The sequence below is a fragment of the Phyllobacterium sp. T2-21 genome (assembly GCF_055378485.1).
In genome coordinates, this window is record NZ_AP027912.1 from 2,512,576 (window position 1) to 2,527,909 (window position 15,334).

28 protein-coding genes and 1 pseudogene are annotated in these 15,334 nt (G+C 55.8%); all 29 read right to left on the minus strand.

What is annotated here, in order from left to right; genetic code table 11:
* Window positions 1-3 precede the first annotated feature (3 nt).
* Window positions 4-426 (minus strand): type II toxin-antitoxin system VapC family toxin, encoded by a 423-nt coding sequence (locus ACZ5FP_RS12630; RefSeq protein WP_464660520.1) that lies wholly within the window; start codon window positions 424-426, stop codon window positions 4-6.
* Window positions 426-667: pseudogene (locus ACZ5FP_RS12635) on the minus strand (type II toxin-antitoxin system Phd/YefM family antitoxin). Before ACZ5FP_RS12635 ends, ACZ5FP_RS12630 begins: the two are co-directional and overlap by 1 nt.
* Before the next feature lie 136 nt (window positions 668-803).
* Window positions 804-1,232 (minus strand): 50S ribosomal protein L17, encoded by a 429-nt coding sequence (gene rplQ / locus ACZ5FP_RS12640; protein WP_223613272.1) that lies wholly within the window; start codon window positions 1,230-1,232, stop codon window positions 804-806.
* Between the two features lie 67 nt (window positions 1,233-1,299).
* Complete coding sequence (locus ACZ5FP_RS12645) at window positions 1,300-2,313, minus strand: DNA-directed RNA polymerase subunit alpha (RefSeq protein ID WP_112526662.1); 1,014 nt, start codon at window positions 2,311-2,313, stop codon at window positions 1,300-1,302.
* A 109-nt stretch (window positions 2,314-2,422) separates the two neighbouring features.
* Window positions 2,423-2,812, minus strand: coding sequence for a 30S ribosomal protein S11 (gene rpsK, locus ACZ5FP_RS12650; protein WP_008124952.1), 390 nt, complete (start codon window positions 2,810-2,812; stop codon window positions 2,423-2,425).
* Between the two features lie 130 nt (window positions 2,813-2,942).
* Window positions 2,943-3,311, minus strand: coding sequence for a 30S ribosomal protein S13 (rpsM, locus tag ACZ5FP_RS12655; protein WP_008124949.1), 369 nt, complete (start codon window positions 3,309-3,311; stop codon window positions 2,943-2,945).
* A 211-nt stretch (window positions 3,312-3,522) separates the two neighbouring features.
* Window positions 3,523-4,173 carry an adenylate kinase gene (locus tag ACZ5FP_RS12660; protein ID WP_464660524.1) on the minus strand — a complete coding sequence of 217 codons (651 nt, stop codon included), beginning with the start codon at window positions 4,171-4,173 and terminating at the stop codon, window positions 3,523-3,525.
* Window positions 4,170-5,510, minus strand: coding sequence for a preprotein translocase subunit SecY (gene secY / locus ACZ5FP_RS12665; RefSeq protein ID WP_223613270.1), 1,341 nt, complete (start codon window positions 5,508-5,510; stop codon window positions 4,170-4,172). Before secY ends, ACZ5FP_RS12660 begins: the two co-directional genes overlap by 4 nt.
* Before the next feature lie 218 nt (window positions 5,511-5,728).
* Entirely contained in the window at window positions 5,729-6,205 is a 477-nt protein-coding gene (gene rplO / locus ACZ5FP_RS12670) for a 50S ribosomal protein L15 (protein WP_105732698.1), read from the minus strand.
* A 20-nt stretch (window positions 6,206-6,225) separates the two neighbouring features.
* Complete coding sequence (rpmD, locus tag ACZ5FP_RS12675) at window positions 6,226-6,426, minus strand: 50S ribosomal protein L30 (protein WP_105732697.1); 201 nt, start codon at window positions 6,424-6,426, stop codon at window positions 6,226-6,228.
* Window positions 6,427-6,492: 66 nt separating this feature from the next.
* Window positions 6,493-7,056, minus strand: coding sequence for a 30S ribosomal protein S5 (rpsE, locus tag ACZ5FP_RS12680; protein ID WP_105732696.1), 564 nt, complete (start codon window positions 7,054-7,056; stop codon window positions 6,493-6,495).
* Between the two features lie 101 nt (window positions 7,057-7,157).
* Window positions 7,158-7,520, minus strand: coding sequence for a 50S ribosomal protein L18 (rplR, locus tag ACZ5FP_RS12685; protein WP_105732695.1), 363 nt, complete (start codon window positions 7,518-7,520; stop codon window positions 7,158-7,160).
* A 12-nt stretch (window positions 7,521-7,532) separates the two neighbouring features.
* Window positions 7,533-8,066 (minus strand): 50S ribosomal protein L6, encoded by a 534-nt coding sequence (rplF, locus tag ACZ5FP_RS12690; protein WP_105732694.1) that lies wholly within the window; start codon window positions 8,064-8,066, stop codon window positions 7,533-7,535.
* Between the two features lie 25 nt (window positions 8,067-8,091).
* Complete coding sequence (rpsH, locus tag ACZ5FP_RS12695; RefSeq protein WP_091876988.1) at window positions 8,092-8,490, minus strand: 30S ribosomal protein S8; 399 nt, start codon at window positions 8,488-8,490, stop codon at window positions 8,092-8,094.
* Between the two features lie 12 nt (window positions 8,491-8,502).
* Window positions 8,503-8,808, minus strand: a complete 306-nt coding sequence (gene rpsN / locus ACZ5FP_RS12700; RefSeq protein ID WP_223613268.1) for a 30S ribosomal protein S14 — start codon at window positions 8,806-8,808, stop codon at window positions 8,503-8,505.
* Between the two features lie 25 nt (window positions 8,809-8,833).
* Window positions 8,834-9,397: a 50S ribosomal protein L5 gene (rplE, locus tag ACZ5FP_RS12705; RefSeq protein WP_223613267.1), complete on the minus strand. Its 564-nt coding sequence runs from the start codon at window positions 9,395-9,397 to the stop codon at window positions 8,834-8,836.
* The gene (rplX, locus tag ACZ5FP_RS12710) at window positions 9,390-9,704 is read right to left on the minus strand and encodes a 50S ribosomal protein L24 (protein ID WP_105732691.1); all 315 of its coding nucleotides are present in this window, start codon (window positions 9,702-9,704) and stop codon (window positions 9,390-9,392) included. The genes rplE and rplX overlap by 8 nt, the downstream gene beginning before the upstream one ends.
* Window positions 9,705-9,715: 11 nt before the next feature.
* On the minus strand, window positions 9,716-10,084 hold the full coding sequence (gene rplN, locus ACZ5FP_RS12715; protein WP_008124924.1) for a 50S ribosomal protein L14: 369 nt from the start codon (window positions 10,082-10,084) through the stop codon (window positions 9,716-9,718).
* An 85-nt stretch (window positions 10,085-10,169) separates the two neighbouring features.
* Entirely contained in the window at window positions 10,170-10,412 is a 243-nt protein-coding gene (rpsQ, locus tag ACZ5FP_RS12720; RefSeq protein WP_099999158.1) for a 30S ribosomal protein S17, read from the minus strand.
* Between the two features lie 11 nt (window positions 10,413-10,423).
* Window positions 10,424-10,624: a 50S ribosomal protein L29 gene (rpmC, locus tag ACZ5FP_RS12725; protein ID WP_105732690.1), complete on the minus strand. Its 201-nt coding sequence runs from the start codon at window positions 10,622-10,624 to the stop codon at window positions 10,424-10,426.
* A gap of 12 nt (window positions 10,625-10,636) precedes the next feature.
* Window positions 10,637-11,050: a 50S ribosomal protein L16 gene (gene rplP, locus ACZ5FP_RS12730; protein ID WP_091877000.1), complete on the minus strand. Its 414-nt coding sequence runs from the start codon at window positions 11,048-11,050 to the stop codon at window positions 10,637-10,639.
* A gap of 41 nt (window positions 11,051-11,091) precedes the next feature.
* Window positions 11,092-11,799, minus strand: coding sequence for a 30S ribosomal protein S3 (gene rpsC, locus ACZ5FP_RS12735; protein WP_105732689.1), 708 nt, complete (start codon window positions 11,797-11,799; stop codon window positions 11,092-11,094).
* On the minus strand, window positions 11,799-12,188 hold the full coding sequence (rplV, locus tag ACZ5FP_RS12740; RefSeq protein ID WP_008124914.1) for a 50S ribosomal protein L22: 390 nt from the start codon (window positions 12,186-12,188) through the stop codon (window positions 11,799-11,801). Before rplV ends, rpsC begins: the two co-directional genes overlap by 1 nt.
* A 2-nt stretch (window positions 12,189-12,190) precedes the next feature.
* Window positions 12,191-12,469 carry a 30S ribosomal protein S19 gene (rpsS, locus tag ACZ5FP_RS12745; protein ID WP_008124912.1) on the minus strand — a complete coding sequence of 93 codons (279 nt, stop codon included), beginning with the start codon at window positions 12,467-12,469 and terminating at the stop codon, window positions 12,191-12,193.
* Window positions 12,470-12,484: 15 nt separating this feature from the next.
* Window positions 12,485-13,318, minus strand: coding sequence for a 50S ribosomal protein L2 (gene rplB / locus ACZ5FP_RS12750; protein ID WP_112526650.1), 834 nt, complete (start codon window positions 13,316-13,318; stop codon window positions 12,485-12,487).
* Between the two features lie 20 nt (window positions 13,319-13,338).
* Window positions 13,339-13,632 (minus strand): 50S ribosomal protein L23, encoded by a 294-nt coding sequence (locus tag ACZ5FP_RS12755; RefSeq protein ID WP_223613265.1) that lies wholly within the window; start codon window positions 13,630-13,632, stop codon window positions 13,339-13,341.
* Window positions 13,629-14,249: a 50S ribosomal protein L4 gene (rplD, locus tag ACZ5FP_RS12760; RefSeq protein ID WP_223613264.1), complete on the minus strand. Its 621-nt coding sequence runs from the start codon at window positions 14,247-14,249 to the stop codon at window positions 13,629-13,631. Before rplD ends, ACZ5FP_RS12755 begins: the two co-directional genes overlap by 4 nt.
* Window positions 14,249-14,986: a 50S ribosomal protein L3 gene (gene rplC / locus ACZ5FP_RS12765; protein ID WP_105732685.1), complete on the minus strand. Its 738-nt coding sequence runs from the start codon at window positions 14,984-14,986 to the stop codon at window positions 14,249-14,251. Before rplC ends, rplD begins: the two co-directional genes overlap by 1 nt.
* A gap of 25 nt (window positions 14,987-15,011) precedes the next feature.
* Window positions 15,012-15,320, minus strand: a complete 309-nt coding sequence (gene rpsJ, locus ACZ5FP_RS12770; RefSeq protein WP_008124902.1) for a 30S ribosomal protein S10 — start codon at window positions 15,318-15,320, stop codon at window positions 15,012-15,014.
* Between the last annotated feature and the right edge of the window lie 14 nt (window positions 15,321-15,334).

Below are 15,334 nucleotides of genomic sequence, written 5' to 3' on the forward strand. Positions count from 1 at the left end.
CATTCAAAGCAGCTTCGTCATTGCGCCCATATTCTCGCCCGCTTCAGCAAATTTGCGGTCCAGGGTATAGATGGTGGCGCCGTGATGAATAGCAACCGCCAGATGGAGCGCACCACCCGCTCTTACCCCTGACACATAACGATCTGCGATCTGAGCAGCAGACCGAAACATCAATGCCGTGATAGGCAGTGTTTCAAAGGATTCGCTCACGAGACGATGAAAGGCGGCAAGAGAACTGTTGCGATGCTGCACCTGCAGTTGCCCGGTCCGTACCTTGAAAGACAAAGCTGACGAGAACTCGGTGATTGTCCAATCGCTCACAGTCATTTTTTCGTTGTGCTGGCTTGCAAGCCAGTCAAGCACGCGTGCTGTCTGGCTTTCTGATGTCAACGCAGCGACGAGAACGGATGTGTCGAGGTAAAGCATCAATAGCGGTCTTGATCACGCATCTCGCGGACAAAGTCGCCACCCGAGACCGGCTGTTCCGGCATATTTCCGTGAGCTGTCGCAATGCCGCTATATCGATCGGCTTGCGCGGCGCGCCGGCTGGCACCAGTTGGGCTACCAGTTTACCCCGGCGCAAAATCTGCACGGTCTCTCCCGCTTCGACCTGATCGATCAATTCGCTGAGATGCGCTTTCGCTTCAACAAGATTGACTGTACCCATCGGGCTCTCCTGACCATTTAACTAGTCATACATAGCGTCAATACAGTCCGATTTCAACGAAGCGAAAGTCGAGCAAAAACAGAAAAGGGGCCCGCAAAGGCCCCTGTCCCAAAATTATCGATGCGGAAGCGCTGGATTATGCGGCTTCGGCTTCGTTTGCCTGTTCGGCAGCAACGCGGGCCAAATCCTTGGAACCCTTGGCGCTGACATCGCGATCAACGAATTCGACAACGGCGAGCGGTGCATTGTCACCGGTGCGGAAGCCTGCCTTCATGATGCGGATGTAACCGCCGTTGCGCTGACCGTAGCGCGGAGCAAGCGTGTCAAACAGCTTTGCTACGAGCTTGGCATCGCGGATCGCCGAAATGGCCTGACGACGAGCGTGCAGATCACCGCGCTTGCCGAGCGTGACAAGCTTTTCAACGATTGGACGAATTTCCTTGGCCTTGGGCAGCGTTGTAACGATCTGCTCATGCTCAATCAATGATGCAGCCATATTGGCAAACATCGCCTTACGATGGCTGGCAGTCCGGTTAAGCTTGCGGCCTGAATTACCGTGGCGCATGAGCCTTCTCCTTCAATTTCTCAGTTCGGGCTCATTGCCCGGGCTTGGTTGTCGGGCAGAGCCCGGATTAATACTGGTCTTCGTAACGCTTCGCGAGATCTTCAATGTTTTCTGGCGGCCAGGATGGGACTTCCATACCGAGATGGAGACCCATGGAAGCCAGAACTTCCTTGATTTCGTTCAGCGACTTGCGACCAAAGTTCGGTGTGCGCAGCATTTCTGCTTCTGTCTTCTGAATAAGATCGCCGATATAGACGATGTTATCATTCTTCAGGCAGTTTGCCGAGCGTACGGAAAGTTCGAGTTCGTCGACCTTCTTGAGCAGAGCCGGATTGAACGCAAGTTCAGTGACCTGTTCCTGCTGTACTTCCTTCTGCGGCTCGTCAAAGTTGACGAAGATCGCCAGCTGGTCCTGCAGGATGCGTGCTGCATAGGCAACGGCATCTTCGCCGGAGATCGAACCATCGGTCTCGATGGAAAGGATCAGCTTGTCATAATCGAGAACCTGTCCCTCGCGGGTGTTTTCGATCTTGTACGATACTTTGCGAACCGGTGAGTAGAGGCTGTCAACCGGGATCAGGCCGATTGGCGCATCTTCTGCACGGTTGCGGTCAGCCGGAACGTAGCCCTTGCCGGTGTTGACGGTGAATTCCATGCGGATTTCAGCGCCTTCGTCCAGCGTGCAGATAACGTGTTCCGGATTGAGGATTTCGATATCGCCAACCGTCTGAATGTCGCCAGCCGTCACAACGCCTGGGCCTTCCTTGCGGACGACCATGCGCTTGGGACCGTCGCTTTCCATGTGGATCGCGATTTCCTTGATGTTCAAGACGATGTCCGTCACATCTTCACGAACGCCGGGGATCGACGAGAATTCATGCAGAACGCCATCGATCTGTACGGCAGTCACCGCAGCGCCGCGCAGCGAAGACAGAAGCACACGGCGCAGAGCATTGCCGAGCGTCAAGCCGAAGCCGCGTTCAAGCGGCTCGGCGACGACCGTTGCCTTTGTCTTCGAGCCGGAGGTCTGAAACTCGACCTTGTTCGGCTTGATCAGTTCTTGCCAGTTTTTCTGGATCATCTAGTTTTTCCCTATCCTTGCCTTGCCACCATCCAATCGTGGCAATGAAGCGTGGAAACCGCAGAGGAGCTGAATATCAGCTCATGCGGCCAAATCTTGTCGAAACAGATTAGACGCGGCGACGCTTGCGCGGGCGGCAGCCATTGTGCGGGATCGGTGTCACATCGCGGATCGACGTGATCGTGAAACCAGCAGCCTGGAGCGCGCGCAGAGCCGATTCACGGCCGGAGCCCGGTCCGCAAACTTCAACTTCGAGCGAACGCATGCCATGTTCCTGTGCCTTCTTGGCACAATCTTCAGCAGCCATCTGTGCAGCGAAAGGCGTGGATTTACGCGAACCCTTGAAGCCCTGCGCACCGGCGGAGGACCAGGCAATCGCATTGCCCTGCGCATCCGTGATGGTGATCATCGTATTGTTGAATGTCGAATTAACATGGGCAACGCCCGACGAGATATTTTTACGCTCGCGACGGCGAACGCGTGTGGCTTCCTTGGCCATAGTAGTCCTTTCAGTTGATCTCGACGCCTCCGTATTTCCAGAGGCTCCACCATGGTTTCAGTTAAAGTGCGAAACCAGCACTTGTCTCTGCAACAGCAGAACCGGCGCAGCGAACCGCGCCGGCGTGATCTTACTTCTTCTTGCCGGCGATTGCCTTGGCAGGACCCTTGCGGGTACGCGCATTGGTATGCGTACGCTGGCCGCGAACCGGCAGGGAGCGGCGATGACGCAGACCGCGGTAGCAGCCCAGATCCATCAGACGCTTGATGTTCATCGAAACTTCACGACGCAGATCACCCTCAACGTGGTAATCGCGGTCGATCGTTTCACGAATCTGCAAGACTTCGGCATCGGTCAACTGATTGACACGACGCTCCGCAGGAATGCCGACTTTCTCGACGATTTCCTGTGCAAACTTTTGACCAATCCCGTGAATGTACTGAAGCGCGATAACAACGCGCTTGTTCGTCGGGATGTTGACGCCAGCAATACGAGCCACGTCTGTTCTCCTTGTTAACCGGCAGAGCTGGGCAGTCAACGCGACCGGCCAGATGACGGGATGAAAATGATATCCGGGACAAACACAAACGATCAGCCCCGAACCTGCTTTACCGGATCGGCGCCGATCGCTTCATATCCAAGCGAATTTCCGCCGTCTTTGAAGGAATCGCTTCGAAAAGTCAACTCCTCCCGTACATTTTTGTCGGAAACTAAAGTTCCGCCAAAATCTTTTCGATCGATTTGGTGACTTCTTCGAAGTCCGCCATGCCATCGACCTTCTTCAACTTGCCTTTGGCGTAGTAATAGCCGATCAGGGGCGAAGTCTGCTTGTAGTATGCCTCGAGCCGCGTGCGGACTGTTTCAGCATTGTCATCGGGACGCCGCTTGAATTCCGTCGAACCGCATTTGTCGCACACGCCCGGTACCTTGGGCTGCTTGTTGGTGTCATGATAACCGGTGCCGCACTTGGCACAGGTGTATCGGCCCGAGATCCGCTCGACGAGCACATTGTCGTCGACCTCGAGCTCGATGACGCAATCCAGCTCAAATCCCTTGTCCGACAACATCTCCTCGACCGCATCCGCCTGGACAAGTGTCCGCGGATAGCCATCGAGAATGAAGCCATTGGCTGCATCGGGCTGATCAATGCGCTCTGAAACGATCGCATTGACGATTTCGTCGGATACCAGCTTGCCGGCATCCATCACAGCCTTGGCGCGCAAACCGACATCGGTTCCGGCTTTGACTGCGTCCCGCAACATGTCCCCGGTGGAGAGCTGCGGTATCCCTAGTTTTTCTACCAAGCGCTGAGACTGAGTTCCCTTACCTGCCCCCGGTGGTCCGAGAAGTATTAATCTCATCTGTTCCGCTTCCCTCCACGGAGCTTAGACTTCTTGATAAGCCCCTCATATTGATGCGCGATCAGGTGACCCTGGATCTGTGCAACCGTATCGAGCGTAACGCTCACGACAATCAGCAGCGATGTACCGCCGAGATAGAAAGGAACGCCAGCCCAGGAAATCAGGAACTCCGGCAGCATGCAGATCAACACGAGATAGGCTGCGCCAAGAACTGTAATGCGGGTCAGAACGTAGTCGATATATTCGGCTGTGCGTTCGCCGGGGCGAATGCCGGGAATAAAGCCGGAATGCTTCTTCAGCTGGTCGGCCGTGTCCTTCGGATTGAAGACGAGCGCCGTGTAGAAGAAGGCAAAGAACACGATCATCGCGGCATAGGACGCCATATAGAGCGGCTGGCCATGGCCGAGCGAGGAAAGGATCGTCGTCGCCCAGCCGGGAAGACCTTCACTCTTGGCGAAGCCGGCAATGGTCGCAGGCAACAGCAGCAGCGAGGACGCGAAGATCGGAGGAATAACACCCGCTGTATTGAGCTTCAGCGGCAGGTGCGACGTATCACCCTGGAACATGCGGTTGCCGACCTGGCGCTTCGGATACTGGATCAGCAGGCGGCGCTGCGCGCGTTCGACGAAGACAATGATACCGATGACGGCGATGGTCAGGATGATGATCGCCAGAATAACCGGAGTCGACAGAGCGCCGGTACGGCCGAGTTCCAGCGTGCCGGAAATGGCCTGCGGCAGGTTGGCGACAATTCCGGAGAAGATGATCAGCGAAATACCGTTGCCGATACCGCGTGCCGTGATCTGTTCGCCCAGCCACATCAGGAACATGGTTCCGCCGACGAGCGTGATAACGGTGGAAAACAGGAAGAACGGTCCGGGATTGGTGACAATACCCTGACTTCCCTGCAGGCCGACGGCAATCGCATAGGCCTGCACCGTTGCCAGAAGCACCGTGCCATAGCGCGTATACTGATTGATGACCTTGCGGCCCTGCTCCCCGTCCTTCTTCAGCTGTTCCAGAGCCGGGATGACCGAGGTCATCAGCTGAACAATGATCGATGCGGAGATGTAGGGCATGATGCCCAGGGCAAAAATGGCCATGCGGGCCACGGCACCGCCGGCGAACATGTTGAACATGCCGAGGATGCCCTGCGCCTGATGGTTGAAGGCCTGGGCATAGGCGCCGAGATTGATACCCGGAAGCGGGATATAGGTGCCAAGCCGGTAAACCAGCAATGCCCCAAGTGTAAACCAGATGCGCTTTTTAAGCTCTTCAGCTTTGGAAAAAGCAGAGAAATTAAGATTGGAGGCGAGCTGTTCAGCGGCTGATGCCATAAGTAGTCTCCGGTCTGCGCCCGTCAGGCACTGACGGTCCTACCCAGATATGTGCCGTTACTGCGCCGTGCTTTCCCAAAACGTGCAGGGAATGCATCAACGCTAAGATTTACCCATCATATTTACCAAAAGAATGATGCGGGATTGTTTTGGTAAATATGATCGGGGAAGACAAGATACAAGCGGCGACCCGGAGGGCCGCCGCTCATTCAATAGAATTATTCTGCAGCCGCTGCAACAGCAGGAAGCTTGACCGAACCGCCGGCCTTTTCGATCTTTTCGATCGCGGCCTTGGAGGCACCGGCAACTTCGATCGTTACCGCAGTTGTGATATCACCACCGGAAAGCAGACGGACACCGTCCTTGGCGCGGCGGATAACACCGGCAGCCTTCAGGGTTTCAATCGTGATCGCAACCTTGGCATCGAGCTTCTTGGCATCGATGGCAGTCTGGATACGGCCAACGGATACTTCATTGAAGTTCTTCATGAAGATGTTGGTAAAGCCGCGCTTTGGCAAGCGACGGTAAACCGGCATCTGGCCGCCTTCGAAGCCGTTGATGGCAACGCCGGAACGCGACTTCTGGCCCTTCACACCGCGACCGGCAGTCTTGCCGGAGCCGGAGCCGATACCACGGCCAACGCGCTTGCGCGCTTTGGTGGCGCCTGGGTTTTCACTCAGATCATTGAGTTTCATTTGATCAATCTCCGGAGTTCTTAAGCCTCGTCCACAACGCGGACGAGATGCTGAACTTTCGCAATCATGCCACGGACGGAAGGCGTATCTTCCAGAACCCGGCGACGATGCATCTTATTGAGGCCCAGGCCGATCAGCGTTGCGCGCTGTTCTGCCGGACGGCGGATAGGGCTGCCGATCTGTTCGACCGTAACCGTCTTACCCTTCTTCTTCTCAACCATGACTTATATCCTTTAGTCTACAGCTAGCGGGACCGAGATCCCTGCCCTGCTGCGCCAGCTTCTGGCCTATTCTTCCGAACCGACCACGTCGCGGCGACGAGCCTGCAGTGTGGAGTACTTGATACCGCGCTGGGCAGCGATGTCCTTGGGGTGCATCTGGTGCTTCAAGGCATCGAATGTCGCACGAACCATGTTGTATGGGTTCGACGAGCCGAGCGACTTGGCAACAACGTCCTGTACGCCCAGTGTCTCGAAGACAGCGCGCATTGGACCGCCAGCGATGATACCTGTACCAGCTGTGGCTGCACGAAGCAGAACCTTGCCGGCGCCATGACGGCCTTCAACATCGTGATGAAGGGTACGGCCCGAACGCAGCGGTACGAAAATCATTTCGCGCTTGGCGGATTCGGTTGCCTTGCGGATGGCTTCCGGCACTTCGCGCGCCTTGCCATGACCGAAACCAACGCGACCCTTCTGGTCGCCAACGACGACGAGAGCTGCGAAACCAAAACGCCGGCCGCCCTTGACGACCTTGGCGACGCGGTTGATGTGAACAAGCTTGTCAACGAATTCGCTATCGCGCTCTTCGTTGCGGCCGCGATCCTCGCGGTTCCGTTTTTCCTGTGCCATGCTCCTAATTCCTTTTTCTTTTCCGGTAGCACGAATGATAGTAACGAAATCCGGCTTGCAGGAGACAAGCTCCTGCAGTTCCGGATTTCGGATGTCTTGCCTTAGAAGCTGAGACCAGCTTCGCGAGCAGCTTCAGCAAGTGCCTTTACACGGCCGTGGTAAATGTAGGCGCCACGATCGAAGACAACTTCCTTGATGCCAGCCTTGACAGCACGCTCTGCAACGAGCTTGCCGACGAGTGCTGCTGCACCCTGGTCTGCACCGGTCTTGAGCTGACCCTTCAGGTCAAGATCAAGTGTCGATGCGGATGCAATTGTATGTCCACGCGCATCATCGATGATCTGCGCATAGATATTCTTTGAAGAACGGTGGACGCTGAGCCGCGGACGGTCACCGGCAACCGCCTTGAGCTGGCGGCGAACACGCGCAGCGCGACGCTGAATAATTTCTTTCGGCGATGCCATGACACGAATTCCTTACTTCTTCTTACCTTCTTTGCGAACGATCTTCTCGCCCGCATATTTAACGCCCTTGCCCTTGTAGGGTTCTGGACCACGATATTCGCGGATCTCAGCGGCGACCTGGCCGACCTGCTGCTTGTCGATGCCCGTGACGACGATTTCCGTCGGCTTCGGTACAGCAACTGTGATGCCAGCTGGTACGTCATAGATCACTTCGTGGCTGAAACCGAGCGACAGCTGCAGGTTCTTGCCCTGCATGGCCGCACGATAACCAACGCCGTTGATCTCAAGGCGCTTTTCAAAACCGTCCTTAACACCTGTGAAGATGTTGACGATCATCGTGCGGCTCATGCCCCACTTCGACCGGGCGGTCTTGCTGCTGTCACGCGGATCAACGCGAACGGCATTATCTTCGAACTTGACCAGAACTTCGTCGTTGGCGACAAAGCTCAGTTCACCTTTGGGGCCCTTGGCCTTAATGGTCTGGCCGTCAACGCTGGCTGTTACGCCTGGCGGGACTGCCACTGGTTTTTTACCGATACGAGACATTTTTCAAACCTTTTCAAGCCAGCGGTTAGAATATACGGCAGAGCAATTCGCCGCCGACATTCTGTTCACGTGCCTCGTGGTCTGCCATCACGCCCTTCGGCGTCGACAGGATCGAAATACCAAGACCGTTAGCAACCTGCGGAATCGACTTGACCGAAACGTAAACGCGACGGCCAGGCTTCGAAATACGGGTAATCTCACGGATTACAGGTACGTTCTCAAAATACTTCAGTTCGATTTCGATCTCGGACTTGCCGTTTTCAAAATCTACCTGGCTGTATCCGCGGATATAACCTTCAGACTGCAGAACATCCAGAACGCGGGCGCGCAGCTTGGAGGCAGGTGTGGAAACCTTGCCCTTTTTGCGCATGATGGCGTTGCGGATACGTGTCAGCATATCGCCGAGAGGATCTGTCATAGACATCCGTCTTCTCCCTTACCAGCTCGACTTCACGACGCCGGGCACCTGGCCGAGCGAACCCAGCTGGCGCAATGCGATACGCGACATTTTCAGTTTGCGGTAATAACCGCGTGGACGACCGGATACTTCGCAACGATTGCGAATGCGAACCTTGGTCGAATTCCGTGGCAGTTCTGCCAGCTGGATTGTCGCGCGGAAGCGCTCATCCAGCGGAAGCGACTGGTTCATCACGATTGCCTTCAAACGGGCACGCTTTGCAGCATACTGCTTGACGAGCAAACCACGGCGCTTGTTCTTTTCGACTGCGCTAGTCTTTGCCATTTCAAATACCTCGCTACGCTTGCCGTTACTGCCGGAAGGGGAAGTTGAAGGCGCGCAGGAGAGCGCGGGCTTCATCATCCGTCTTTGCAGTCGTGCAAACGATGATGTCCATGCCCCAGATCTGATCAACCTTATCGTAGTTGATCTCCGGGAACACGATGTGTTCCTTGATGCCCATGGCGAAGTTGCCACGACCGTCAAAGCTCTTCGGGTTCAGACCACGGAAATCTCGAACGCGCGGCAGCGCGATCGTGATCAGGCGATCCAGGAATTCATACATGCGCTCTTTACGAAGGGTAACCTTCGTGCCGATCGGCATATTCTCACGTACCTTGAAGGTAGCGATCGAATTACGCGCCCGGGTAATAACCGGCTTCTGACCAGCAATCAATGCCAGATCTTCAGCTGCGACAGTTGGCTTCTTGGAATCAGCCGTAGCTTCGCCAACGCCCATGTTGAGAACAACTTTGGTGATGCGGGGAATCTGCATCTCGTTGTCATATTTGAACTGCTCGAGAAGGTCTTTACGTACCACTTCCAGGTACTGCTTCTTCAAGCGTGGTTCGATCTTTGCACTGGTATTAGCCATCGATCAGGTCTCCTGAGCGCTTTGCTACACGTACCTTCTTGCCGTCTTCAAGAACCTTGAAGCCAACGCGGGTCGGCTTGCCATCCTTGGGGTCGGCGATCGCGAGGTTCGACAGATGGAGCGGCGCTTCTTTCGAAATGATGCCGGCTTCCTGGGTCTGTGTCTGCTTCTGGTGACGCTTGACAACATTAACGCCGCGAACGAGCGCCTGCTCGTCCTTCGGCAAAACTTTGATTACTTCGCCGGTACGGCCCTTGTCCTTACCAGCAAGAACGACAACGCGGTCGCCTTTACGGATCTTCTGCATCGTCTGCTCCTTTAGAGTACTTCTGGAGCCAGCGAGATGATCTTCATATGGCTCTTTGCGCGGAGTTCGCGCGGAACCGGTCCGAAGATACGCGTGCCGATAGGCTCTTTCTTGTTGTCGATCAGGACGGCGGCGTTCTTGTCGAAACGAATAACGCTCCCATCCGCGCGACGGATATCCTTGGCGGTACGAACAACCACCGCCTTCATCACGTCACCTTTTTTAACACGGCCGCGCGGAATTGCTTCCTTGATCGAAACGACAATAATGTCGCCGACCGAAGCATATTTCCGCTTCGAGCCGCCCAGCACCTTGATGCACATGACACGACGTGCGCCGGAATTATCCGCGACGTCGAGGTTTGTTTGCATCTGAATCATGACTAGCCGCCTTCTTCTTGTTCAACCGGACTGGGCTTTCCTTGCCCCTCGCGATTGTTGCGTACTTACATACAGATAATTAATATTAACTTGCTGGGGCGTCTGTAACGACAACCCAACGCTTGTCTTTCGAAATCGGCTTCGATTCCTGGATGGAAACGGCATCGCCGACTTTGAACTGGTTATTCTCGTCGTGCGCCTTGTACTTCTTGGACTGGCGCACAGTCTTCTGGAGGAGCGGGTGCGAATAGCGCCGCTCGACCTTGACCACGACGGTCTTGTCGTTTTTGTCGCTGACGACAACGCCCTGCAGAATGCGTTTAGGCATGGTTTTCTTCCTTAAGCCTTGCTCTCGACCGCTTTCTGGCGGGCGACTGTCTTGATGCGCGCGATATCACGGCGGATCTGCCGGACACGTGCGGTTTTTTCCAACTGGCCAGTCGCCTTCTGGAAGCGCAGGTTGAACTGCTCTTTCTTCAGCGTAGCCAACTCTTCATTCAACTGATCGAGGCTCAAGGCCCGGACTTCTGCGGATTTCATAGCATCCACCCCTTATTCTGCGATGCGCTGAATAAAGCGCGTCTTGACCGAAAGCTTGGCAGCACCAAGGCGAAGAGCCTCACGAGCCACATCTTCCGGAACGCCGTCGAGTTCAAACATGACGCGGCCTGGTGCTACACGAGATGCCCAGTAGTCCACGGAACCCTTACCTTTACCCATGCGGACTTCGGTAGGCTTCGATGTTACGGGCACATCCGGGAAAATCCGGATCCACACACGGCCGGCACGTTTCATGTGACGGGTAATTGCACGGCGAGCGGCTTCGATCTCACGCGCGGTAACGCGGTTCGGCTCGAGGGCCTTCAGGCCGAAAGCACCAAAATTAAGATCCGTGCCGCCTTTCGACGCGCCGTGGATACGGCCCTTGAACTGCTTGCGGAACTTTGTGCGCTTAGGCTGCAGCATTGTTCTCTACTCCAAAATTCTCTTTCCGGAAAGACGCTATTTTAAGCGTTTTCGCGGCGACGGTTCTGACCCTGATGACCATCACCTTCAACAGCGCGACGTTCGGAGGCCATTGGGTCATGCTCAAGGATCTCGCCCTTGAATACCCAGACCTTGACGCCGCAGATGCCGTAGGCGGTGTGTGCTTCAGCAGTTCCGTAGTCGATATCGGCACGAAGTGTATGCAAAGGCACGCGACCTTCGCGGTACCATTCCATACGCGCAATTTCCGCGCCGCCGAGACGACCCGAGCAATTGATACGAATGCCTTCTGCACCAAGACGCATGGCCGACTGAACGGCACGCTTCATGGCACGGCGGAATGCAACACGGCGTTCCAGCTGCTGAGCGATGGACTGCGCAACCAGGACTGCATCTGTTTCCGGCTTGCGGACTTCAACGATATTGAGCGCTGTTTCCGCGTTTGTCATTTCTGACAGCTTGCGGCGCAGCTTCTCGATATCGGCGCCCTTCTTGCCGATGATCAGACCCGGACGGGCAGCATGGATCGTCACGCGGCACTTCTTGTGCGGACGCTCGATCACCACCTTGGAAATGGCAGCCTGCTTCAGCTCGTCCATCAGATACTTGCGGATCTTCAGGTCTTCATGCAGCAGCTTGCCGTATTCACCTGTGTTCGCGTACCAACGCGAGTCCCAGGTCCGGTTGATGCCAAGGCGGAAGCCAACCGGATTAATCTTCTGGCCCATTATGCGGCCTCCCCTTTTTCCTCAGCTTCGCGGACAACGATCGTCAGATGCGAGAATGGCTTCTCGATCCGGCTTGCACGACCGCGACCACGAACATGGAAACGCTTCATCACGATTGACTTGCCAACGTAGGCTTCAGCAACAACCAGAGCATCAACATCCAGGTCATGGTTGTTCTCTGCGTTGGCGATAGCTGATTCGAGAGTCTTTTTCACCGTCCCTGCAATCCGCTTGCGCGAAAATTCCAGATCGGCAAGAGCGGCGTTAACCTTCTTGCCACGGATCAAAGCAGCCACCAGATTTAGCTTCTGAGGGCTGATACGGAGCGTACGGGCAACGGCTTTCGCCTCGTTGTCCTTAAGCTGGCGCGGAGCCTTAGCCTTGCCCATCTTTATTTCCTCTTCGCTTTCTTGTCCGCGCCGTGACCGTAATAGGTACGCGTCGGAGCGAATTCACCAAACTTGTGTCCGATCATCTCTTCGTTGACCGAAACCGGCACATGCTTGTTACCGTTGTACACACCGAAGGTCAGACCGACGAACTGTGGCAGGATCGTGGAGCGACGGCTCCAGATCTTGATAACTTCACTGCGACCGCCCTCACGTACCTTCTCAGCCTTCTTGAGAAGATAGCCATCGATGAACGGGCCTTTCCAAACTGAACGAGCCATTTCAGACTACCTCTCTTACTTCTTGCGCTGATGACGCGAACGAGCGATGAACTTGTCCGTCGACTTGTTGGAGCGCGTCTTCTTGCCCTTCGTGGGCTTGCCCCACGGAGAAACAGGATGACGACCACCTGACGTACGACCTTCACCACCACCGTGCGGGTGATCAACCGGGTTCATGGCAACACCGCGAACGTGCGGGCGCTTGCCAAGCCAACGGCTGCGGCCGGCCTTACCAAGGCTGATGTTGCCATGGTCAGGATTGGATACTGCACCGACCGTGGCGAAGCACGAACCGTGGACGAGGCGCTGTTCACCCGAATTCAGGCGAAGGATTGCCATGCCCTGGTCGCGGCCGACGAGCTGCGCATAGGTACCGGCGGAACGGGCGATCTGACCGCCCTTGCCTGGCTTCATCTCCACATTGTGGATGATGGTGCCGACCGGGATCGACGACAATGGCATCGCATTGCCTGGCTTCACGTCCGTCTGTGCGCCAGCGATAACGCTGTCGCCGACAGCCAGACGCTGCGGAGCCAGGATGTAGCTCAGCTCACCGTCTTCGTAGCGGATGAGAGCAATGAATGCGGTCCGGTTCGGATCGTATTCAAGGCGTTCAACCTTGGCAGCCACGTCATGCTTGCGGCGCTTGAAATCTACAAAGCGGTATGTGCGCTTGTGACCACCACCCTGGTAGCGTGCAGTCACGCGACCGGAGTTGTTACGACCACCCTTTGAATGAAGACCTTCGGTCAGCGCCTTGACAGGCTTGCCCTTGTAGAGCTCCGAGCGGTCCACGATGACCAGCTGACGCTGGCTTGGTGTGGTTGGATTATAATGTTTGAGTGCCATTGTCTTTACTCCACGGCCCCTCAGAGACCAGTCGAAACATCGATCGACTGCCCTTCGGCAAGCGTCACGATAGCTTTCTTGACATCACTCTGGCGCCCGACGATGCCGCGGAACCGCTTCACCTTGCCTTTGCGCACAGCTGTATTGACTGCAGTTACCTTCACGCGAAACAGCGCTTCGACTGCGGCCTTGATTTCCGGCTTCGTTGCCTTGCGGGCCACGTTGAAGACGACCTGGTTATGTTCGGAAACCAGGGTCGACTTTTCGGTGATAACCGGGCTGACGATCACGTCGTAATGGCGAAGATCGGTCATTTGAAACGCTCCTCGAGAGCTTCAACTGCAGCCTTGGAAAGCACGAGCTTGCCGCGACGCAGGATGTCATAAACATTGATGCCCTGAATTGGCAGAACATCGATGTTCGGGATGTTCGAAGCAGCGCGACGGAAATTCGCATCAATCTCGGCACCGCCGATGAGAAGCGCATTTTCGAAGCCCAGCTTGGCGAACTGCGAAACAAGTACCTTTGTCTTGGCATCGGTAGCGGCCAGCTCATCGATGATGATGAGTTCGGAAGCCTTTACCTTGGCAGACAGGGCATGACGGAGCGCAAGAGCGCGTACCTTCTTCGGCAGGTCATGTTCGTGGCTGTGAACAACCGGACCATGCGCCTTACCACCGCCGCGGAACTGCGGAGCACGTGCCGAATGGTGACGGGCGCGGCCCGTACCCTTCTGCTTGTACATCTTGGCGCCGGTGCGTGCGATTTCCGAACGACCCTTTGCCTTGTGTGTTCCCTGCTGCTTGCGGGCGAGCTGGTAACGGACCATGCGCTGAAGGATGTCGTCGCGTGGCTCAAGGCCGAAAATCTCTTCCGAGAGCTTCACCTTGCCGGCGTCTTTGCCTTCAAGTGTTGTAATTGTGAGATCCATTATACGGCTCCCTCAGTCGTCTGAGCTACTTCTGCATCAGACACAGCTGCTGCGGCGTTTGCGGCCTGGCGAACACCAGCTGGCTTGGGGGCAGTTGCCGGCAGCGCTACCTTGACGGCATCGCGTACCAGGATCCATGCACCCTTGGAGCCAGGAACAGCACCACGAACGAGAATAAGACCACGATCCAGATCCGTCGAAACGACTTCGATGTTCTGGGTCGTCACGCGGGTCTGACCCATGTGACCGGCCATCTTCTTGCCCTTGAACACTTTACCCGGATCCTGACGCTGACCGGTCGAACCGTGAGCGCGGTGTGTTACCGAGTTACCGTGTGTGGCGCGGTGACCACCGAAGTTGTGGCGCTTCATCGAACCGGCAAAACCTTTACCGATCGACGTACCCGTCACATCAACCTTCTGACCAGCAACGAAATGTTCGGCCGTGATCTCAACACCGACATCCAAGAGGTTGTCGGCAGAAACGCGGAACTCAGCCACTTTCGCCTTTGGCTCAACGGAGGCCTTCGCGAAATGACCGCGCAATGCCTGCGTTGTATTCTTTACTTTGGCCAGTCCAACACCGAGCTGAACAGCTGTGTAGCCATTCTTCTCGACTGTACGCTGAGCCACGACATGGCAATTCTCCATACGAAGAACTGTCACAGGTACATGCTCGCCTGCGTCATTGTAGACGCGAGTCATGCCCAGCTTCTGTGCAATTACACCTGAACGCATCGGTTCGTCCTTCCGTCCTCAAGCCTTACAGCTTGATCTCGACATCAACACCAGCGGAAAGATCGAGCTTCATCAGCGCGTCTACTGTCTGCGGGGTTGGGTCTACGATATCGAGAAGACGCTTATGAGTGCGCATCTCGAACTGTTCGCGGCTCTTCTTGTCGATGTGCGGCGAGCGGTTTACTGTGAACTTCTCGATCCGTGTAGGAAGCGGGATCGGTCCGCGCACATTGGCACCGGTACGCTTGGCAGTCGACACGATTTCCCGCGTCGAATCGTCAAGGATCCGATGATCAAACGCCTTGAGGCGAATGCGGATGTTTTGACCGTTCATTTCATCTTTTCCTT